Here is a 21,402-nt window from a genome sequence, read left to right on the forward strand (position 1 = left end):
GAACTCTGCCCACGGCGTTTTCCACCAGTGGCTGGGAATGGACAACTTAGCCACCTGCATATTTGCAAGTTGGTTGCGTTGGCTTTGCAGGATAAGTGACGGACCTGTGGCGGACGGACCACGGAAGAAGACCCCACCTCGCTGAAGTGTGGTGCGGGAGTCTTCCAGTTGCCGCCCCCAGGGACGGGGGTGTGCGCTCGGGTGGCTCCCGCACCGGTGACCAGCGCCCCAGTGATGAAACCGGGCGGAAGATTTTGAATGGGTGAGACGAGCACGAGTCCGGCGGCCGCGTCGGCGTGGGTGGAGACGGCGTTGCAGAGGAACCAGACGCTCCGGTGGGCCTTGTCGGCTTCGCCGAGCAGCCGGGGGCGGGGCAAAACCGGTCCACCAGCGGGCGAGACGTCACCGGCAGAAAGGACGCCGTGCCGACGGAGCGCGTCGGCCGTGGACCAGACTTCGATCCTTTCGTCGGTGCGCTGCCCGGCTGTCTCGTACGCCTCCGCGACAAGGCGGGGTGCGGTCGACGTGGTTCGAGCCGTGTTCAAGGACCGTCACGGCGACCTGCAGTAGGTCACCGGTGATCCGGTCGGCTCACGGGCGAAGCAGCTCGGTGACCAGGGCATCGCCGAGGTCGCGGAGAGCGGCGGTGCCGCGCTCGTTACGTCCGAAGCTGACCTGGTTGATCAGTTTTCGCAGCTGCTTGGCGGTACCAGTGTCGGCAGGTTTCTGCAGGTAGGAAGACTTTCTTGGATGCGCGGAACTTGTCCACCAGGGCGTCGGCGACGTGGGCGACGATCGCGGCTTTCTCGGCATCGGTGGAGCTGAGTGCCCGCGGCGCTGCGATGACGAGGGCCTGCAATTCCGCCAGGTCGGTGAGGCGGCGCGGTGCGGGTCACCGGCGTGGTGAGGGCACGACGGCCTACGTGGCAATGCGTTCGAGGATGGAGCGGGCTGCTGCCGGGTCGTCCAAATCGACCTGTGGGGTTGCGAGTGTTGCAATGGCATTCTCTCTTCCAGTACTTCAGTCGGTAGAACGTCTTCGACCGCCGGAACGGTCTGCCACTCGAAGTCGACGTTGTTCGTGAGTCACCCTGAATCGTCCCAAGGGTCACCCAGATAGATCTCCCCAGTCGTCGTATGTCCACTGACGACGCATACTCCCAATCGTGAGCTTCGGTGGGACTTCTTTGCCGCCGTCGAATCGGGGTCGCCTGGCAGACCCCTCATCGCTCTCACTGGCCCTGCGCCGAAGGAGGACCTCGAAGCGTGTCACATTTACAGCTACGCGAAAGTCGCTCAGCACGAAGACGAAGGAGCTGCTTCTCCGTCGCGACTTGCACAGGCTCTTCGATGAGAGGTATTACAGGCAAGCCGTCGGGGGACCGTCGACGTTGCCGAATCGATCCGACAGTATCCACCTTATGGGGCAATCTACGGGGGCAATTGTCGGTCAAGCTGACTAAGAAGCAGAGACAACGGCTGCGACTCCACTGGAATGGGTGGCGAGCAAACCCCGTGTGATGGTCGACCAGCCGATCATTCGCCCGTTCTCTCGTCACATCGATGTTCGCAGTCCCGATACTTTCCAGCGGCCAGAGAAAGAAATATTGCCGGAGGTCGTTCTGCTCGCTGCGTTCTACTACTTCGACGTGCGGATGCAGGAGGTTCCAGATACTCGAACAGCACGTGCACCTCCCGGGATCCAGGTCTCGCCGCTCCAAGAACGACGTGCGGTTCCACAGTTGGCGCTCCGGCCTTCATGAAGCTAAAGCGGATCTATAACCGGACAGCTTCCGAGTCTTCGGTTTTGGCTGCACAGCGCCGCGCACTGTGCACAAGCATCGGCTTGGCGCTTAGCCAAATGGAGACGCTACCCCGGGCACCGTACGCTTCGGCCTTCTCACAGGACGGGGCCCGAGTTGATGCTCGATCCGCTAGAAGTCAAGACTCACGCCTAGTGTCAGCGAGTCTTTTCACGGCAGCGGTCCGCAGCCAGTCTAGGATTCGTCCCTGTCGACCGTAAAGAAAGGTGGCGCTATGCCGCGCTATGAGCTCAACAGGCTTGGTTCGTCCGAGTTTGAAGGTTTGGTGCAAGCTCTGATCAAAGAGGTAATCGGTAACGGCTCGATAACATTCGGCGTTGGCCCGGATGGGGGTAGGGAAGCGACGTTCAGCGGCAAGGCCCCCTACCCCAGCGACACTGAGAACTGGGACGGGACTTGGATCTTTCAGGCCAAATATCATGATACTGAGCTTTTAGGGACGTCCAAATGTCGAAAAGAGCTTGTTTCCGACCTTAAGAGCGAGCTCAACAAGGTTGTAAACGAGCAACAAAGAGAAGTAGACAATTACATAATTGCAACGAATGTCCCCCTGTCTCCAGCGCCGAAATCAGGGACTCTCGATAAGCTCCACAGCGTAGCTGAAGAATACGAGGCGAGCATAAAGAATTTCGCAGTATGGGGTGCAGATGAAATCAATAAATTCCTTGACAAATATCCAGGAGTTCGAACCTCATATTTTCACCTGATCGTCGCTGGCGATCTAATCGCGTCGCTACTAGATGAGCGCGCAAGACGGAAAACCGAAGTTGAAATAACAATCAAGGCGTACCTACAGGGAATGCTTAGGCGAGAACAGAACGCTCAACTTGACCAAGCCGGAGACGTCGCGGAGCATGCGGTCAAATTACAACAAGTATTCTTCGATTTGCATGCGTGCCCAAACTTTCACAACGAACGAGAGAACGAAGACCAAAGCAAGTCTTTCAAGAGCGTAATCGAATATATCCGCAGTACGCCGCAGACTCGGACGCCGGACGGCGGTACTCGGATACCGGTCGTTCAGATGTTCCTGGGCGCGTCGCACCTGCGCGTTGTGCTCGTCGGCGGTCCTGGCGAGGGGAAATCGACCGTCGGGCAGTATCTCGCCCAACTTCACCGGGCCAAATTAATCGGCGATATTGAAAAAGTCGCCATATCTGAGGAATATATTCCGAGCTTTCCGCGTATCCCTTTTCGCGTCATACTCCGAGATTTTGCCCAATGGCTTTCAGAGTCCGGAGAGAGTGGTCTACACAAGATTGACGGAACACTCGACAGATTCATCTGCGACCAAGTGCAGCGCGTGACGTCTCGCACCCTTGCTCCGGAAGTCCTCCATGACGTGCTAAAGAAAAATCCGACGTTACTCATCCTGGACGGACTGGACGAGGTTACGGACCCAGGGCTCAAGAAGGAGGTACTGGAGCGTGCGGACGACTTCATTAACAGAGCGGACTCGATATTGGATGCCGATCTTCAAGTTCTCGCGACAACGAGACCGACGGGGTATAACGATCAGTTCGATCCCGACACTTACACCCATCTAACACTAGTGGACCTAGAGCCCGATCAGATACGTGGCTACGTGACGCGGTGGATCAAAGCTCGGGATTTGGACGATAGTCGCGCCAGCCGGCTGGATCGCGGAATCGAGGATTGCCTTAACGATCGTCAGATTAAAGTTTTGATGAACACGCCCTTGCAGGTTACCATTCTCGTGCTGATAATAAGTGCTGGCCGGACCCCCCCCACGACAGCGGGAAGCGTTATTTAATGACTATCTCGATGTAATCTACAAACGTGAGCAAGGAAAAGGCAGTGATATAATTACGACCAATAAAGAACTTCTTGTTGGTCTCCATAAATTCATTGGTTATGAACTTCAAGAACGGGCAACGCGCGCTTCTGCAACCGATGCAACGCTGTCTGCCGACGACTACTCCCGCATGGTCTCAGATTTCATCACATGGAATGACCCTTTTTCGCCGGAAGATATGCGAGGCCATCAGCTCCGCTCAATTACAGCGGAAGCGGGCGAGCGGTTGGTTCTGATCGTTGAGCCGTCGAAAAATCGGTTCGGCTTTGAACTTCGATCCATTCAGGAATTTTTCGCCGCCTGCCATCTTGTTGATACATCGCAGAATACAGACCAGCGATACCGCCGTTTTGAGGCGATCGCCCGTTTCCCGCACTGGCAGAATGTCGCTCTGTTTTTCGCTGGTCGAGTGGGTCGCAATTTTCAGGGCGAGGCGTCAAATATAATTGAAGTTTGTAAAGATATCGACCGAGAAAGCCCGGACATTTACATCAGACGAGGGGCGCACCTCGCCCTTACCATCGCCTTCGATCGCGCCTTCCTGCCAAACAGAAGGCTGCAGCGTAGTTTGCTCGAAGTAGCGCTAGACGTCCTTGACATAGATTTGATGCCACACCGGCTCGGCGAGATTGCGCACGCCCTCCAAGATATGCCAGTCGAGGACATCAAAGATCATATTATCCCAATTTTAGAGAAGAAGCTCGATACGTTAGCGCCGGAGCGTCTTTCAAACTTCCTGTATGTCGTGTCAATACTTGATCCCACGAGTCGTAGTGCAGTTCGCGCAATCGAGAGAATGATCGATAATCCGAAAACTCGCGAACAGGCGGCACGTCCGCTATTCAGAATCGCCCAATTCCAGTCCAACACGGCGGCGCTCGTTACAAAATTCTTGAACGTACTAGACCCCGATCAGCTTCGCTCTGCATTTAGTGTCAACGAAGGAATCCACGAGCTGGCGCAAGGTCTGGCCACTCTCCAGCGGTCCAACGTGTCTGACGAAATGCAGTATCAATTCCTCCGCCATGCGGTTCAACTTTCGTCACACGGATTTCGCGGCAGGTATGGTCGTTCTCTGGTTAGCGATAATGGGAAAGACTGGAACCTGGATGGAGCCGATCTGGTACTCCGCGCAATCAAGGCAGTTTTTCATTGCACCATGATGACGGATGTTCGGCGCAGGCGTATTTCCAGCGAAGGGCTCACGGAAAGCCTAGAAGAAATTCAAGACACGATCCCAGGTTTTATTATCCGAGGCGATCTGCGCGATTTTTGTCGCAAATCTGGTCTTTCCGAAGACGATAGCCTTGTCGCGCCGTTCTGGATTCTGCATCTGTGGCTTGGAGAGGTAACCGCTGAATCCATCCGCGGCGCTTTGCGTTTCTTCTCGATCAAGAAATCGGATTCACTTGTAACGAATATGCTTGCAATAGATTGGTCGGTCGTCCCAACTTTCGATTACATCAGATCGCGATTGGCTGCCTCTGTCGAGGTGAATTCATTGGCTGATCAGATGGCCAAATGGTCAGGCTTGAAAGGATTTCATCGTTGGATGGCATTCCGCGCCGAGGTCCTGTCGTTTGCGGACTCGGTACGCCGGATTCACAGGCGGGTCACGTTGTCTACGCCGAACGAGCCGACAGCTTCAATGCCACCGAGGATGATGGCGACCTTTTCAGCTCTTCAAGAAGAAGCGGGTGACCCACATCTATTCTTCTACGCCGCGGTTGATATCCATCGAAGATCTCTGGCTGTTCTCTCGATGTTTGGCGACCGCCACAATCAAATTTCTGAAGTTATGTCGAGTGGCTACCTAACGAGCGCGACGCATTCAGTGGTAAACGCGATTTCGCGAGATTCGGGCAACGACAAGTTATCCACATTCGAGACGAGAGTCACACTCGTGGCCGAATTGTTGGAACTGGAAGGAGCTAACGAACCCGATCTCTTGAATTCCGTTTTGGTGTCGTGTTTCGAATTTGGAATTCCGGATACGGACCTAGTCGAACGAGCGCTTGCCAAGTTCGGTCAACCACGCGCGGGTATTCCCTTCATTTCCGTATGGACTGGCAAGTCAACGAAATCTCTGTACGAGTTGATGCTAACCCTTGCCACGAAGCATCCAGACAGCGACGTCGCAAGAGGAGCGTGTCGCATAATTCAGGGCACCGCAATGGTCACACTTTTTGGATCCGCCAGTCCGAACCCGCCGCGTTTTGCGGGACTGGCAAAAATGCATCGCGCATTGTGCCTCGATGAAGACCCCGAAAAGCGGATGGCTGCGGCGGGCCTCTTTGCAATCCGCAAGAATTGGCCAGACAGTTCGGTTCAATGGATTCGGCGCTTATTTGTGGCGTGCAGCACGGAACAGGAGGTGCAAATGCTGATTCGGCTTGTGCATATGGACACGCAGATTCAGGAAAATCGAGTCGCGCTTTGGACGGAAATTCTGACGAGTTTGCTGCCGATCGACCTGTACGGCGATTTGACGCTACAGGTGCGAGAGTCCCTAGGGCGTTTGCTCCAGACGACAAATCAGAGTCTGCAAACGACCCAGCACGAACTTGGACTTCCGCTTGCGCCGATCGGCTAGGTGACAGTCGAACGACTAAGCGTCATGCTTCGGTGTAACTCCTGCCCGCAGATCGAATCCCGCGCAGGCCGGAGGTCGTCCACGCGGAGCGCATGATCTCCGGCCCGGCCTGGAAGATATTGGTTCTCACGTAAGAGGCTCTGAGTACCTTGCCACCCCTGCCACCTTCCGTGTTTCCCATATCGCGGGTTCAGGGGTGTTCCTATGTCGCGGTGGTGTCGTCGTCCATTGACCTGCGGAATCTGGCCCCGCGCCAGACTTGGTAGCGAGCCGGTGCGAGCGCCCCGCCCTGCTGAGGCAGGGCGGCGTTGCGGGACGTGCCGGACGACCGGCACGTTTCAGGTCGTCATACCCACCGAATCGACTTCTATCCGCCCACTCTTTCTGTCCGCAGTTCTTAACCCGCCCGGTAAAGCCTCGAACAGCTCGGTCGACATCCCATGGATTGCATGGGTCGCAGATCAGGGAGTCAGGGACGAATCCCCGGATCAAGTCGGCCTCGGCATCCGCACCCAGCTCGACACCCTCCCCCAGACCAGAAGACCACCACATGACCGCAGAAGACCACCACATGACCGACAGCCCAATGCCCAAGCCACCCAGGCGAACCGAGCGCTCCGGCGTCGAAGACCGCTGGAACACCTCGAAGCCGGTGCCCCGCCTCGACCGCGACGGAAACTCGAAACTTGACAAGCCCGGACCCCTCACCGATCCGGTGAAGTCCAAGTCGTACGGGGTAGGGAAACGGTGGCGCGCCCGCTAGGTCGACGACCAGGGCCGCGAACATACCAAAGGTTTCGACCGCAAACCGGACGCCGAGGCGTGGCTCGAACGGATCACCCCAGCGCAGATGACCGGCACCTACGTCGACTCGCTGCGGGCAAAGAGAACGTTCGCGAGTTTCTACCGTTAGTGGTCGTCCCGTCAGGTGCGGGTTCGCGGCACTGTGTAGGCAATGAACCTAGCCGCGAACAGTGTCCCGTTCGGCAACGTGGCAATGGCTGATCTACGGCCGTCGCACCTTGAGACGTGGGTCAAGGCCACGCAGGACAAATCGCTGGCACCCGGTACAATCAAGACTCGGTTCAACAATGTTCGCTCAGTGCTGCGCGCCGCGAAACGTGACAAGGTACTCGCCGACGGCCCCACCCTCAGCGTCACACTCCCCCGCCGCCGCAGAGCCGAGGTAGCCATGATCATCCCACATCCGAGCAGGTGGGGTACTGATCCGAGAGTCCTCCGCGTCGTTCTACGCCTTCACCGCCCTGTGCTCGTTCTCCGGTCTACGGTTCGGCGAATGCGGCGCCCTAAATTGGATCGATGACATCGACTTTCTGCGCCGCGAGGTGCGGGTCGAACGGCAAGTTCAGCGCGCCAACGGGCACCGTGGCAAATCCGGGCACCCACGTACGACGCGAACGGATCATTCACGTGCCGAGCGGGCTGCTCGAACTGGTGGCTGAACACATCCGGCTGCACACACAGCGGTGAACCAACACGATGGCTGTTCCCAGGCAGAGGGGATCTCCCCATGCACCAGAACGGTCGGCCACCGGCGGCGCGTCGCACGCTAAGCGGCCGGTGCCGACGACCTCCTCCGGCACTCGCTGCGCCACTTTTACGCGACCGGCTTGATCGCATCCTGCTGCGATCTAGTCACCTGTGGCCCAGTCAAGCGGACCGCACACGGGCCGCTGCGGACGCCCTATTCAACGACACCAAACCCACTCTGGCGGACGCATCGCGGGCAGGGGACCAAAATAGCCCAATGACCAGGAGTTCACACGTTGAAGCGGAACTCCACCACATCACCGTCGGCCATGACGTATTCCTTGCCCTCCATGCGGACCTTGCCGGCAGCCTTGGCCGCGGCCATGGAACCTGCCTCGACGAGGTCGTCGAAGGACACGATTTCAGCCTTGATGAAGCCGCGCTCGAAGTCGGTATGAATGACGCCGGCAGCCTGGGGTGCGGTGTCACCCTTGTGGATGGTCCAGGCGCGAGCTTCCTTCGGACCAGCCGTCAGGTAGGTCTGCAGGCCGAGGGTGTGGAAGCCGGTACGCGCGAGAGCGTGCAGGCCCGGCTCGGTCTGACCGATCGAGTCGAGCATTTCCTGGCGGTCTTCCTCGTCCAGCTCGAGCAGTTCCTGCTCGACCTTCGCGTCGAGGAACACGGCATCGGCCGGCGCGACGGAAGCGCGCAGTTCCGCGACCTTCGTCTCGTCGGTGAGCACCGACTCGTCAGCGTTGAAGACGTAGAGGAAAGGCTTGGTGGTGAGCAGGCTCAGCTCACGCAGCAACGAGAAGTCGAGCTTGTCCTTGACGCTGAAGAGCGTCGTGCCCTCGTTGAGGAAGGCCTGAGCCTTGAGTGCCTCGTCGTGGGCCGGCTTGAGCTCCTTGTTCTTGCGAGCTTCCTTGTCCAGACGCGGGAGAGCCTTCTCCAAGGTCTGCATGTCGGCGATCACGAGTTCGGTCTCGATGACCTCGATATCGGAGGCCGGGTCGACCTTGCCGTCGACGTGGATGACGTCGTCGTCGGCGAAGACGCGAACTACCTGGCAGATGGCGTCCGCTTCACGGATGTTGGCCAGGAACTTGTTACCCAGGCCTGCGCCCTCGGACGCTCCCTTGACGATGCCGGCAATGTCGACGAACGACACGGTCGCGGGGAGGATGCGCTCGGAGCCGAAGATCTCGGCGAGCTTCTGCAGCCGCGGATCGGGCAGCTCGACCAGACCGACGTTGGGTTCGATGGTCGCGAACGGGTAGTTCGCTGCCAACACGTCGTTGTTGGTCAGTGCATTGAAAAGGGTGGACTTGCCGACGTTGGGCAGTCCGACGATTCCGAGGGTAAGGCTCACGGTCTGTGGATTCTACGGCCTCGCGGCGACGTGACGGGTACTCGCCCCACCGTCACGTCGCGGCAGGTGATCAGTTGTAGGTATACGAATCGACGGATGACACGATCGCAACCAGGAAGATGACGTAGAACGCGATGAACAACACCCAGCAGATGACGGCTATGAGGAGCGAAATCTGCCCGAGCTTCTTCACCCGCTCGGACGCGTACTGCGCGCCCTGGTGATCGCCCATCGCCCACTTCGGGTAGATGTCGTGGAGATGGTTGAACGCGGCGAACGCGATAGGCCAGAAGAAGATGATCGACGCGACGGCCCATCCCGCGTTGGACTTCGGCGGACCGTACTGAGGCGCCGCGTACGTGGGAGCGGCACTGTACTGCTGGGTCGCGCTGTACTGCTGACCGGTCGGATACTGCTGTCCGGCTGAGTACTGCGGGTCGGTCGGGTACTGCTGGCCCGTCGGATACTCCTGGCCTGCTGAATATTGCTGACCGGCTGAATACTGCTGGCCCGCCGGATACTGCTGTTCCTTCGGATACTGCTGCTCCTTCGGATCCTGCGGGTCGGTCGGATATTGCGGTTCGGTCATGATTCCCCCAAAGAGTCGGATTCGGTTCTCTATCGCAGAACCTAGTGGAGACTTACCGCTGCCGTGTCACAGTGAGCGCCTACGCTCTCGAGGTGACTCGGATGCTGATCGTGCTCTTGATATGGATAGTGGGTCTCGGCACCGCCGCGCTCGCAATTGTCGCCTCGCCCGGATGGTGGGTGATCGCTGTCGTCACACTCGCGTTGGCGGCCATGGGCACCTACGACCTCACTCAGATGTCCCACAGCATCCTCCGTAACTATCCGGTCCTGGGGCACGCGCGATTTCTCCTCGAGAAGATTCGACCGGAGATCCAGCAGTACTTCGTCGAATCATCCACCGATGGAATGCCATTCGATCGCGAAACGCGAGATCTGGTTTACGAGCGGGCAAAGGGAACACTGGCGGAAGAGCCCTTCGGGACCGAGCGCGACGTCAATGCGATCGGCTACGAGTTCATGACGCATTCGATTCGCGCACGGACCGCCCCCGACACCGTTCCGCGAGTTCGCCTCGGCGGACGCGATTGCACGAAGCCGTACGACATCGCTCTCCTGAACGTCTCCGCGATGAGCTTCGGGTCGTTGTCCGCCAACGCAATCGAGGCCCTCAACGCCGGCGCAGCCAAAGGCGGTTTCGCTCACGACACCGGTGAAGGCGCGATCAGTCCGTATCACCGCAAACACGGCGGCGATCTGATCTGGGAAATCGCTTCGGGATACTTCGGATGCCGAACCGAGGATGGCCGATTCGATCCTGACCGTTTTGCCGAGCGTGCCGGACTCGATCAGGTGAAGGCCATTTCGATCAAGCTCTCGCAAGGTGCGAAACCCGGGTTGGGTGGCGTGCTTCCCGGAGTCAAGGTCTCCCCCGAAATCGCCGAAACCCGCGGGGTACCCGTCGGCCAGACCGTGATTTCGCCACCCGCGCACACCGCGTTCAGCACCCCGGTCGAACTGGTCGATTTCATCGCGACCCTGCGAAAACTGTCGGGAGGCAAGCCGGTCGGGATGAAACTGTGTGTCGGCTCGCGTCGTGAATTCCTCGGAATCTGCAAGGCGATGATCGAACGCGGCATCACGCCCGACTTCATCATCGTGGACGGTTCCGAAGGCGGCACCGGCGCAGGTCCAGTGGAGTTCGAGGACCACATGGGCATGCCGTTGACCGAGGGCCTGATGCTGGTGCACAACGCTCTGGTGGGAACTGGTTTGCGCCCTCTCGTGAAAGTCGGCGCTTCCGGAAAGGTGGCAAGCGGTTCCGACATCGTCAAACGCATCATCCAGGGCGCAGACTTCACGATGGCGGCCCGCGCAATGATGTTCGCAGTGGGCTGTATTCAGGCCCAGATGTGCCACACCAACCGCTGCCCGGTCGGCGTTGCCACTCAGGATCCGGCACGCACCCGCGCACTCGACATCCCCGACAAGAGCGAGCGCGTCTACCGCTTCCAGAAGGCAACTGTCGCCAGCGCACAACAGATGATCGCGTCGATGGGCATCGATTCCTTCGACCAACTGCAACCGGGAATGCTCAACCGCCGCGTCGACGGTCTCACCACTCGCACCTATGCCGACCTGTTCGACTGGCTGATGCCGGGCGAACTGCTCGACTCCCCGCCGCAGAGCTGGCTCACCGATTGGATCGACGCCGACGCTCACCGATTCTGACGTCGGTCGACTCCCGCGTTTCAGATCGCGCGGATTCACCCTTCTGGTCCTACAGTGACAGATGGCCCGCTGTGACGGCGGCCACACGTGCACTAGTGGACGGAGTTCGACGATGAGCTTGACGACTGCGCCGGAACCAAATGTCGAGTACCTGAAAACCGATCCTGACCTGCCACCTGTCGGCGTCATCGACAAAACACCCATCTCCACGACTGCGCGCGTCGTCTTCCTTGTTCTCGGACTGGTCGGCGCGGGCGCCTGGTACATGATTGCGATCGTCCGCGGTGAACACATCAGTGCCGTCTGGTTCGTGTTGGCCGCAATTTGCACTTATCTGATTGCCTACCGCTTCTATGCGCGGTTGATCGAACGCAAGATCGTCAAACCCCGCGACGACGTCGCCACTCCCGCCGAGATCATGGAGAACGGCGCCGACTACATGCCGACCGACCGTCGGGTGCTGTTCGGTCACCACTTCGCGGCAATTGCCGGTGCCGGCCCCCTGGTCGGACCCGTGTTGGCCGCGCAGATGGGATATCTTCCGGGAACGATCTGGATCATCGTCGGCGTCGTGTTCGCCGGGGCGGTGCAGGACTTCATGGTCCTGTGGATCTCGTCGAAGCGCCGCGGGCGCAGCCTCGGTCAGATGGCCCGCGAAGAACTCGGCCTTGTCGGCGGCGTCGCCGCACTGATCGGCGTGTTCGTCATCATGATCATCCTCATCGCGGTGCTCGGACTTGTGGTCGTCAATGCGCTCGCCGAGTCCCCGTGGGGAGTGTTCTCGATCGCGATGACCATCCCCATCGCGCTGTTCATGGGCGTGTACCTGCGGTATCTGCGGCCGGGCAAGGTTTCCGAGGTCTCCCTGATCGGCGTCGTTCTGCTTCTCCTTGCCATCGTCTCCGGCGGATGGGTTGCCGATACCGGTTGGGGCGCAGACTGGTTCACACTCTCGAAGGTCACCATCGCGTGGCTGATGATCGCGTACGGATTTGCCGCATCGGTGCTGCCGGTCTGGCTGCTCCTGGCACCGCGCGACTACCTGTCGACGTTCATGAAGGTCGGCACCATCGCGCTGCTGGCCATCGGAATTCTGGTCGCACGACCCGCGCTGAACATGCCGGCAGTGACGCCGTTCGCCTCCAACGGCGAAGGCCCGGCCTTTGCCGGTTCACTGTTCCCGTTCCTGTTCATCACCATTGCCTGTGGCGCACTCTCGGGCTTCCACGCACTGATCGCGTCCGGTACGACGCCAAAGCTGCTCGAGAAGGAAAGCCAGACCAAGATGATCGGGTACGGCGGCATGCTGACCGAATCGTTTGTCGCGATCATGGCTCTGGTCACCGCCTGCATCCTCGATCAGCACCTGTACTTCGCACTCAACGCTCCCGCGGCACTGACCGGTGGAACACCGGAAACCGCAGCCGAATACGTCAACAATCTGCCCCTCGGCACTGCCCCCATCACACCGGACGTGCTGACTCAGGCAGCCGAGGCCGTCGGCGAAGAATCGATCATCTCGCGAACCGGCGGCGCCCCGACGCTCGCGTTCGGAATGTCCGAAGTGCTCAGCGACGTCTTCGGCGGCGACTCGCTGAAATCGTTCTGGTACCACTTCGCGATCATGTTCGAGGCGCTCTTCATCCTCACCACGATCGATGCCGGCACCCGCGTCGCTCGATTCATGCTCTCCGACTCGCTCGGCAACTTCGGCGGTCCGGCAAAGAAGTTCAAGGACCCGTCGTGGCGCATCGGCGCGTGGCTGTGCTCGCTGATCGTCGTCGCTGCCTGGGGCGCGATTCTGCTCATGGGTGTCACCGATCCGCTGGGCGGAATCAACACACTCTTCCCGCTCTTCGGCATCGCCAACCAGCTACTCGCCGCGATCGCACTGACGGTGGTCATGACGATCGTCATGAAGAAGGGCCTGTTCAAATGGGCCTGGATTCCCGGCGTGCCGCTGGTGTGGGACCTGGTCGTAACCATGACCGCGTCGTACCAGAAGATCTTCTCCGACAACCCCGCGATCGGGTACTGGGCTCAGCACAACGTGTTCAAGGACGCGAAGGCTGCCGGCGAGACGGCGCACGGTTCCGCGAAGACTCCGGAGGCCATCGATGCCGTCATTCGCAACACCTTCATCCAGGGCACGTTGTCGATCATCTTCGCGTCACTGGTGATCGTCGTGGTCATCGCCGGGATCATCGTATGTGCCAAGGCAATCCGAGCGGGCGGGCTGCCGACCACCGAGTCCCCGGAAGAACCGTCGAAAATCTTCGGACCCGCCAGCTTCATTCCGACGCCCGCGGAGAAGGAAATCCAGAAAGAATGGGACGAGCTGATCAAAGCCGGGAAAGTCCGGGCGCCCGGCGCCGCACACGGAGGTGGGCACTGACCATGACCATGACGGCAAAACTCACCACAGCGTTCCGCGGAACGCTGTGGTGGGTTCGCTCGGTGATGGGTGATCTCGACTATCAGCGCTACGTCGAGCACACCCGACGCCACCACGCCGACTCACCGGTGATCAGCGAACGAGAGTTCTGGCGCCGCCGACACGCAGCAGCCGACGCCAACCCAGGCGCCCGCTGCTGCTGAATCCGGTCAGGGGCAGGTGGCCTTCGCGAGTTCGTAAATGTGGCCGGCCTGCTCGTCGGTGGGCTTGTTGCCGTTGTTCTCGGCCAGGTCGGTGATCTTGGTCTTGACCTCCGCCTCGTCCGTGCCGTTGGCGACCTCGGTACACGTGGTCGTCAAGATCTCCTCGATGTCTGCGTCGTCGCGGTTCTCCGCCAACGGTGCGTAAGCCCCACGGAACGTGGCGACGAACAGCGCCGTCTTGCCCTGATCGATGGCGTTGCCCGCTGACTGTTTCGCCGTCTCGAGCGCCTGTTGCCCGCTCGTGACTGCCTCGCTGATCTTGTTCTGCGCGTTGTCCTGATCCTCGGTGCTACACGCGGTGAGCCCGAGAACGACGATTGCTGCTGCCCCGACTGCTGCTGCGATTCTCATGACGGAAATGTTAGTCCGATCGGCATGCTTCAAAACACAGTATTGCAGCGCAACACACGAGTTATCGCATGCAGTCGTTACGATCAGCTCAGCTAGATCACCGGATTCGCACATCGGCGAGGAGATCCCTGCGCCGACGGAAAGGACGATCAGTGAGCGAGCAAGACAAGGGGACGTCCGCAGGGGTGCGCAAGCGCGACCGCGGCGAGATCATCGGGCAAGGGGGTATGTGGCTCGCAAAATGGTCGTTGGTGTTGGCGTCGATTTCGCTGGGCGCCTGGATTTTCGGCTGGCTGATCGAAAAGCTCTGGGTCATCATCCTGCCGGTGGCTCTGGCTATCGTTGTTGCGACAGTCATGTGGCCGCCGACCCGCGGCATGATCAAGCGCGGTATGCCACCGGCCGCGGCAGCCGGCATCACCCTGGTGCTCTCGATCGGAATCCTCGCCGGTGTGATCGCAGGCATCGTTCCGTCAGTGGTCAGCCAGGCCCCCGAGCTCGCGAACAAGACCACCGAGGGCATCAACCAGGTTCAGGACTGGCTCCAGGGTCCGCCGCTGAACCTGAAGGACGACCAGATCGACAACGCCGTCCATGCCGTCATCACCAAGGTGCAGGAAAGTGGAACCGCCATCGCTTCAGGCGTTTTCAGCGGCGTGAGCACAGCGAGCTCGTTGTTGGTCACGCTCGGTTTGGTCCTGATTCTCGCTTTCTTCTTCATCAAGGACGGACCGAGGTTCATCCCCTGGCTCCACGCTGTCGGCGGCGGCCGCGCCGGTCGGCATCTCGAAGAGGTCCTCACCCGCATGTGGGACACGCTCGGCGGATTCATCAGGACTCAAGCACTGGTGAGTCTGATCGACGCGGTCTTCATCGGCGCCGGACTGCTGATACTCGGGGTCCCGCTGGCACCGGTGCTGGCAATTCTCACGTTCATCGGTGGCTTCATCCCGATCGTCGGTGCGTTTGTCGCCGGCGCCCTGGCCGTGTTGGTTGCGCTGGTGGCCAACGGTCTCACCACCGCCATCATCGTGTTGATCATCATCCTGGCCGTTCAGCAGATCGAAGGAAACGTCCTTCAGCCTGTGCTGCAGAGCAAGTCGATGAAACTCCACGCCGTCATCGTGCTGCTTGCCGTGGCCGCCGGTAGCTCGCTGTACGGCATCGTCGGCGCCTTCCTCGCAGTGCCCGTCGCCGCTGTGGCAGCAGTTGTCATCCGGTACATCGGCGAGCAGATCGACGAACGCGCAAGCGACAACGAGCCGATGCCCGCCGGCGATGCGTCGGACATCCTCGAGGATCAAGACGACGACGCCGAGTCAGAGGTAGAGAACAAAAAGGCCTGATCAGCCCGCGATCACCTTCACCGAGGAGCCTGCACGTCCGCGAATGACGTGCAGGCGACTCGGGATTCGCTGCCTCATCTCGTCCACGTGACTGACGATGCCCACCACTCGTCCACCGTCGCGAAGCTCGTCCAACACAGCCATCACCGAGTCGAGGGTGTCGGCGTCGAGAGTGCCGAATCCTTCGTCGATGAACATCGTGTCGAGAACGATTCCGCCGGACTCCGCCGCAACCACATCGGCAAGTCCGAGGGCCAAAGACAATGACGCCAAGAATGATTCACCGCCCGAGAGCGTCTTCGCCGAGCGAACGACACCCGTGAAGTCGTCCCGGATGTCGAGTCCCAGACCGCCGCGGCGACCCCGAGAACCTGCCTCGTCACTGTGCACGAACTCGTATCTGCCCCCGGACATCCGCTGCAGCCGAACCGATGCCGACACGGCGATCTCTTCCAACCGCGACGCGAGCACATACGCTCGCAGCGACATCTTGCGACTGTTCTGACCTTTGCCGGCGATCACGTCGGCAAGCGCCGCGAGTTCGTCGTGCAGTTCCCGCTCAGGTGCAACCGCTTCGTATGCCTTCTCGAGTTGTCCGCTGAACCGTTCGAGATCCGACACACGGTTCTCGGCCAGGGAAGCAGCTGCAACAGCCGAGTTCACCACCTCGGCGCACTGAAGAGCACGCTCGCGAGGACCGTCGACGTCGACTGTCTCGACTTCGCTCACCGCAACAACCTCGGGGTCGTCAAGGACCGTCCGAGCGGCCACCTCGAGGTCGCGTGCTTTGGCGAGTTCCGTTTCGATCGCTGCGATTCGGGCCGGCGATCTCACCCCTTCGATCGCAGCCTCGACCGAATCGAATCCAGCAGCGGCCGCCGCAGCGGCCAGTTTGGTCGACAGTTCCGCCGATCGCGCCTGCGCACGAACGGCGTCGTCACGCATCTCAGACGCCGCCGAGGCAGCGGAGGCAAGCCTTTCGAACCGCGAGCGCTGAGCAGCGATGGTCGAATCTTCTCCCACCGCAGCGACGATCGCCGCTCGAATCTGCTCGACCGTGGCCGACAGAGTCGTCGTACGCTCGGTCAGTGCCGCCAATTCGGCCGTCAGAGAAGCGGATTCCTGTTGCAGCTCGCCGTCACGCTCGTTGAGATGCCCGAGCTTGTCGGCCAACCCTCCAACCTGACCGGCAGAGTGGGTCGCCTCGTCAACGGCGTTCCGAGCCGCGGCGCGGAGCCTGTCGAGTTCTGCAACGTCTCCATCCCCGCCGCGGGCGATCACCCGGTCGATGTCACGGTCGACGGCTACCTGGCGGTCGACTACCTCGCTCAGGGCTTTCTCGGCCGCACGCTCGGCTGCGGACGCGGCTTCCAGATCGGGCTCGGTGACCGTGACGACATCAGACTGCGCCGGCGCAGGGTGCTCACGCGAACCACACACCTGGCATGGGTCACCAGGCGCGAGTGAACTCGCCAATTCCGCCGCCATGCCCTCGATACGCTTCTGCACGAGGTCGAGCCAGCGCCCGCGAGCACTCTGATAGGCGTCGCGCGCATCCAACACCTGCACACGAATCTTCTCGGCTTGCGTACGCAGAGAGACGAATTCATGAGCCGCTGCCGCAGCATCCGATGCTTTGGCCAGTGCAGCTTCGAGGCCGGGCAGAGTGGCATGCGCGCGTTGCGCGTCGTCCAATCTTTGGCCGGCCGAGCGCACCAGTTCCGGTAGTTGAGTTCGTTCAACCGCGATGGCATCCATGCGCTCGGACAGGGCGTCTCGCCGAACTCCGAGTTTCTCGATCTCGGCTTCCGCCGCATCGGCTCTGCGAGCGTCCTCCGCCATCGCGTCGAGACGAACGATCTCGTCACGCCAGGTCCGGATCCGAGCTATGACGCGTTGACGCTCATCGTCGGTGGGTGGCCACACTTCCGGCTCGAAAATTTCCGGCCCGCCCGTTGCCGAGTAGGTCGACATCGCGGTGTTCATCGATTCGAGCGATGCGGCAAGACCCACGCGGGCAGTCTCCACATCGTCGGCGACAGCGGCTACCGGCACAGCCCGCTTGGCACTCTCGAGTTCGGCGCCGATCGCAAATCGGTGCGCGGCGCCCGTATCGAATGCTGCGAGTTCAGCGGTCGCACGATTGCGGCGAGCTAGCAGTTCTGCGGTTCGCTGCGCAACGGTGAGCACCCGATCAGCCTCGGCTGCTGCATCTTTGGCAGTCACCATCTCCGCAAGACTTGCATCGCGGGTGTCCTGAGCCTCGGCGAGGAGTTTGCGCGACCATTCCAGTGGGTGTGCCTCGGCGCCTACCTCGAGTCCCGCAGCTGTCTCGACCTTCGCGAGCAGCAGCCGCACGGATTGCTCCCTTGCCGCGAGCGCGGTCGCACTTGCCTTTCGCTTGGCGTCGAACCATGCCTCGACGGAGACAAAACGCTTGGTGTCGAACAGACGCTCGAGCAGTTTGCCTCGCTCGTCACTCTCGGCACGCAGGAATTTGGCGAACTCACCCTGCGGCAAGAGCACCACCTGGAAGAACTGATCAGCGCTCATGCCCATGAGGCGGTTGATCTCGTCACCGATGTCAGGGATGCGCGAAAGATTCTCGCCGCGGCCGTCCAACCACGTCAGTGTGGCCTTTGCATTCTCTGTGATCGAACCGGTGCCACGCTTCTTCGGGCGCGAATACTCTGGACTACGAACAAGTTTGATTCTGCGACCACTGATGGTCGCTTCGAGTTCCACGCGCGGCACCGAACCGGCGGGCGCGTGATCGGACAGTAGCCGTTTGGCCTCGTTGCGCGCACCCGGCACCCGCCCGTACAGGGCAAACGCAACCGCGTCGAGGATCGTGGTCTTGCCTGCCCCGGTGTCACCGTGCAGAAGGAACAGCCCGTCTGCACCCAAACGGTCGAAGTCGACCTCGACCGTGTCGGCGAAGGGCCCGAAAGAGCTGACTTCGAGTTTGTGCAGCCTCACGCGGTTTCACTCAGTTCTACCGTGGACTCCTCGGCGCGCGCGGCAGCGCTGAGCGCTTCGGCCATCAACGTGACCTCACGCTCGGACGGGTCACTACGCACTGCCGAGACAAAGCCGCGGGCGATCTCCATGTCGGATCGACCCCGTACCGCATCACGGTACTTGAGATCCGATTGCCCTTCCGGCCTTTGCCATTCGAGATGAACGGCAAACGGGAAACGTGCCTGAAGTTGCCTCATGGCATCGACGGGACGAACCGGATCAGTGAGCAATGCGGAGAGGTAGCACTGCTCGGAATCGGTGTACTTCGACTCACCGAGTAGTTCCTCGAGAGTTCCCGTCACCTGGCTCAGCCCCCGAATGACCGGGAGATCCAGGCGCTGCACCGACGACAGGCCACCTGCGTCGAGTTCTATCAGCAGCGCCGCCTTACGGTGGCTGCGTTCACCGAACGAATACGGCAACGGTGAACCCGAGTACCGCACACTCTCCGAGAGCATCTGCGGAGAATGCAGGTGTCCGAGGGCGACATAGTCGACGCCGTCGAACTCGCCCACTGCGACGGTCTCCACTCCGCCGACCGAGATGGAGCGTTCCGATTCAGAGGCCTCACCGCCCACGACGAAGGCATGCGCGAGCAATACCGATCGAGTCGCGGGGTCGGCAGCCGTTCGCTCGGCGAGATCTCGCCGAACACGCGACATGGCCGCTCCGAGGATGTCGGAATGAGTACGAGCCCGGGGCACGTCCAACTCGACGCGCGTGATCTCCGGCTCGAGATACGGAATCCCGTAAAAGGCGACAGGACCGAACTGATCGCTCAGCATCACCGGAGTACCGATCTGGCCGACTCGGGTGATCAAGTGCAAGCCGCCGGCAGCGGCAAAGGATGCCCCGGCTCCGAGCCGCACCGCGGAATCGTGATTGCCGGACGTCGCGACGATGACCGCCCCCGCCGCCCGGATTGCCTCGAAGCCTCGATTGCACACGGTGACCGCGTCGGAACTGGGAATCGAGCGGTCGTAGATGTCACCGGGCACGACCACGACGTCGACGCCGTGTTCGCGGACGGAATCTGCGATGGAACCGAGCACACTCGCCTGATCGGCCAACAGATCGACGCCGTGAAAGGTGCGACCTATATGCCAATCGGAGGTGTGCAGAATCTTCATGAATCCGACGGTAGAGCAGCTCACCGACACCGCCGATCTCCCACGCTGACGGCTTCGGCGGTGTGCCCCAACCCACGAGAGTCCGGTGACCCTTCACACAATCCGTCCGGTTCGTTTGGCGAAGAACCCGAAACCATCGCGCCATCGCGTCGATAAATGCGCCAGCCACGACCCGCACAAACACGGCCGACAACGCAAGAACCGCTAATGTCGTTATGTGTCTGCAACCCAACGTGCTCGCTCCGGGGTACCGCTGGACAAGCGATCGCTCATCGTGACCGTCCCCGGCCTGCCCTGGTGGGGAGTGATCCTGCTTGCTGCCGGTGTGACCGCCGTCGGCGTACTGATCGATGCCACCGGAGGCGGCGGAGAGCTCACCGCGGTGTTCTCGACGTTCTACTTCCTGGGCTGTCTCTTCGCTGTGGTTGCCGCTTCGAACAAAGCACTCTTCACCGCGATGGCCCAACCGCCGTTGCTGCTCTTCGCTGCGGTGCCGATCGGGCACACGCTCATCGGCAAGGACAACAGCACCGCGCTGCGCGATATCGCCATCAACATCGCGTACCCGTTGGTCAACCGCTTTCCGATCATGTTGGCCGCAACCGTCGTCGTGCTGATCATCGGTGGCTTCCGATACTTCCTGCTCAATCAGCGCCCCACCGGACCCGCGCGCTCGACCCGCTCCCGCCGCTCGGCGGCCACCACTCGTGACTCCTCTGCAGCTGCCACGCGAGAACAACCCGCACCCGAGACCGGGCGTCGACGCAGAGCCTCGGACGCGCCCGTCCCCGGGCCCCCGCGTCGCCGCGCCCCCGAGGTGGACGAGCAGCCCGCCTACCGAAGCACCCCCAGGCGCGAGCCGATCCAGGACGAGCGTCCGCTGCCGCCTCGGAGAAGCCCTCAGCCACCCAGGGTCGATCGCACGCACCAACCGCCTACGCGTCGCCCCCAGCCCGACAGTCGGCCCGTGGCAGACGACGACTACCCGTCGTACGGTCGCCGCCGGGCGCCCGAGCCCACTCCGTCGCCCAGACGTGAGGAGCGGATGGAGCCCTTCTTCGCTTCGGGTGACGACGTATCGCCGCCGCTGCCCCCTCGCCGCCGCCCACCCGGAGTCGATCTTCCCGCGTATCCGCCGCCGCGAGTTCGGTATCGCGATCGCGAAGAGCCCTGAACAGACGCGCCCGGTAGCACAAAAAATGCGGGGCACCTTCCAGATGGAAGGTGCCCCGCATTTTCTTGATTCAGGACGTGCGCGCTGCTCGCAATTCACGGGGAAGGGCGAACACCAGAGTCTCGTTGGCAGTGGTGACGGGTTGAACGTCGTTGTATCCGTGCTCGGCAAGAAGTTCGATCACGCCGCGCACGAGCACCTCGGGTACCGATGCACCCGACGTGATGCCGACGGTCTGGACACCCTCGAGCCACGCGAGATCGACCTCACGGGCGTAGTCGACCAGGTACGACGCGGCAGCGCCCGCCCCGAGCGCGACCTCGACCAGGCGAACCGAGTTGGACGAGTTCCGCGAACCCACCACGATTACG

General features: G+C 60.9%; 15 protein-coding genes and 1 pseudogene. 9 read left to right on the forward strand and 7 right to left on the reverse strand.

What is annotated here, in order from left to right:
- Window positions 1-591: 591 nt before the first annotated feature.
- Window positions 592-813, reverse strand: a complete 222-nt coding sequence (locus ACYP01_RS29555) for a hypothetical protein (protein ID WP_459683591.1) — start codon at window positions 811-813, stop codon at window positions 592-594.
- A 1,224-nt stretch (window positions 814-2,037) separates the two neighbouring features.
- Between ACYP01_RS29555 and ACYP01_RS29560 the strand changes: the two genes are divergently transcribed.
- The 4 genes from ACYP01_RS29560 (at window position 2,038) to ACYP01_RS29575 (ending at window position 7,556) form a co-directional block, all read left to right on the forward strand.
- The gene (locus ACYP01_RS29560; RefSeq protein ID WP_459683593.1) at window positions 2,038-3,597 is read left to right on the forward strand and encodes an NACHT domain-containing protein; all 1,560 of its coding nucleotides are present in this window, start codon (window positions 2,038-2,040) and stop codon (window positions 3,595-3,597) included.
- Window positions 3,554-6,232 (forward strand): NACHT domain-containing protein, encoded by a 2,679-nt coding sequence (locus ACYP01_RS29565; RefSeq protein WP_459683596.1) that lies wholly within the window; start codon window positions 3,554-3,556, stop codon window positions 6,230-6,232. Before ACYP01_RS29560 ends, ACYP01_RS29565 begins: the two co-directional genes overlap by 44 nt.
- Window positions 6,233-6,782: 550 nt before the next feature.
- A complete protein-coding gene (locus ACYP01_RS29570; protein WP_459683598.1) occupies window positions 6,783-6,995 on the forward strand; it encodes a hypothetical protein in 213 nt (70 codons plus the stop codon).
- A gap of 234 nt (window positions 6,996-7,229) precedes the next feature.
- A complete protein-coding gene (locus ACYP01_RS29575; protein ID WP_459683767.1) occupies window positions 7,230-7,556 on the forward strand; it encodes a hypothetical protein in 327 nt (108 codons plus the stop codon).
- A 456-nt stretch (window positions 7,557-8,012) separates the two neighbouring features.
- Here the strand turns inward: ACYP01_RS29575 and ychF are convergent, their stop codons facing one another.
- Together ychF and ACYP01_RS29585 are read right to left on the reverse strand one after the other, a co-directional pair.
- A complete protein-coding gene (gene ychF / locus ACYP01_RS29580; protein WP_378504647.1) occupies window positions 8,013-9,092 on the reverse strand; it encodes a redox-regulated ATPase YchF in 1,080 nt (359 codons plus the stop codon).
- 70 nt (window positions 9,093-9,162) lie between these two features.
- The gene (locus ACYP01_RS29585) at window positions 9,163-9,681 is read right to left on the reverse strand and encodes a CD225/dispanin family protein (RefSeq protein WP_020970247.1); all 519 of its coding nucleotides are present in this window, start codon (window positions 9,679-9,681) and stop codon (window positions 9,163-9,165) included.
- Between the two features lie 92 nt (window positions 9,682-9,773).
- On the opposite strand from ACYP01_RS29585, the gene ACYP01_RS29590 reads away from it, so the two are divergent.
- From ACYP01_RS29590 to ACYP01_RS29600, 3 genes are all read left to right on the forward strand, one after another.
- Window positions 9,774-11,351 carry an FMN-binding glutamate synthase family protein gene (locus ACYP01_RS29590; RefSeq protein WP_378504666.1) on the forward strand — a complete coding sequence of 526 codons (1,578 nt, stop codon included), beginning with the start codon at window positions 9,774-9,776 and terminating at the stop codon, window positions 11,349-11,351.
- A 112-nt stretch (window positions 11,352-11,463) separates the two neighbouring features.
- Window positions 11,464-13,746 (forward strand): carbon starvation CstA family protein, encoded by a 2,283-nt coding sequence (locus ACYP01_RS29595; RefSeq protein WP_007726338.1) that lies wholly within the window; start codon window positions 11,464-11,466, stop codon window positions 13,744-13,746.
- Window positions 13,747-13,748: 2 nt separating this feature from the next.
- A complete protein-coding gene (locus ACYP01_RS29600) occupies window positions 13,749-13,949 on the forward strand; it encodes a YbdD/YjiX family protein (RefSeq protein ID WP_019744572.1) in 201 nt (66 codons plus the stop codon).
- Window positions 13,950-13,955: 6 nt separating this feature from the next.
- Here ACYP01_RS29600 and ACYP01_RS29605 read toward each other — a convergent pair whose 3' ends face one another.
- A complete protein-coding gene (locus ACYP01_RS29605; RefSeq protein WP_003945253.1) occupies window positions 13,956-14,360 on the reverse strand; it encodes a hypothetical protein in 405 nt (134 codons plus the stop codon).
- Between the two features lie 152 nt (window positions 14,361-14,512).
- Between ACYP01_RS29605 and ACYP01_RS29610 the strand changes: the two genes are divergently transcribed.
- Entirely contained in the window at window positions 14,513-15,706 is a 1,194-nt protein-coding gene (locus ACYP01_RS29610; RefSeq protein ID WP_003945249.1) for an AI-2E family transporter, read from the forward strand.
- Here ACYP01_RS29610 and ACYP01_RS29615 read toward each other — a convergent pair whose 3' ends face one another.
- Both ACYP01_RS29615 and ACYP01_RS29620 read right to left on the reverse strand, forming a co-directional pair.
- Window positions 15,707-18,685 (reverse strand): AAA family ATPase, encoded by a 2,979-nt coding sequence (locus ACYP01_RS29615; protein ID WP_459683603.1) that lies wholly within the window; start codon window positions 18,683-18,685, stop codon window positions 15,707-15,709.
- Window positions 18,682-19,857, reverse strand: coding sequence for an exonuclease SbcCD subunit D (locus ACYP01_RS29620; RefSeq protein WP_459683605.1), 1,176 nt, complete (start codon window positions 19,855-19,857; stop codon window positions 18,682-18,684). The genes ACYP01_RS29615 and ACYP01_RS29620 overlap by 4 nt, the downstream gene beginning before the upstream one ends.
- 217 nt (window positions 19,858-20,074) lie before the next feature.
- Between ACYP01_RS29620 and ACYP01_RS29625 the strand changes: the two genes are divergently transcribed.
- Window positions 20,075-21,031: a DUF6542 domain-containing protein gene (locus tag ACYP01_RS29625; RefSeq protein WP_378504645.1), complete on the forward strand. Its 957-nt coding sequence runs from the start codon at window positions 20,075-20,077 to the stop codon at window positions 21,029-21,031.
- Window positions 21,032-21,101: 70 nt separating this feature from the next.
- Here the strand turns inward: ACYP01_RS29625 and ACYP01_RS29630 are convergent.
- Window positions 21,102-21,402, reverse strand: a pseudogene (locus tag ACYP01_RS29630) (4-hydroxy-3-methylbut-2-enyl diphosphate reductase); the annotation flags it as partial.

It is taken from the genome of Rhodococcus sp. no. 34, assembly GCF_054589475.1.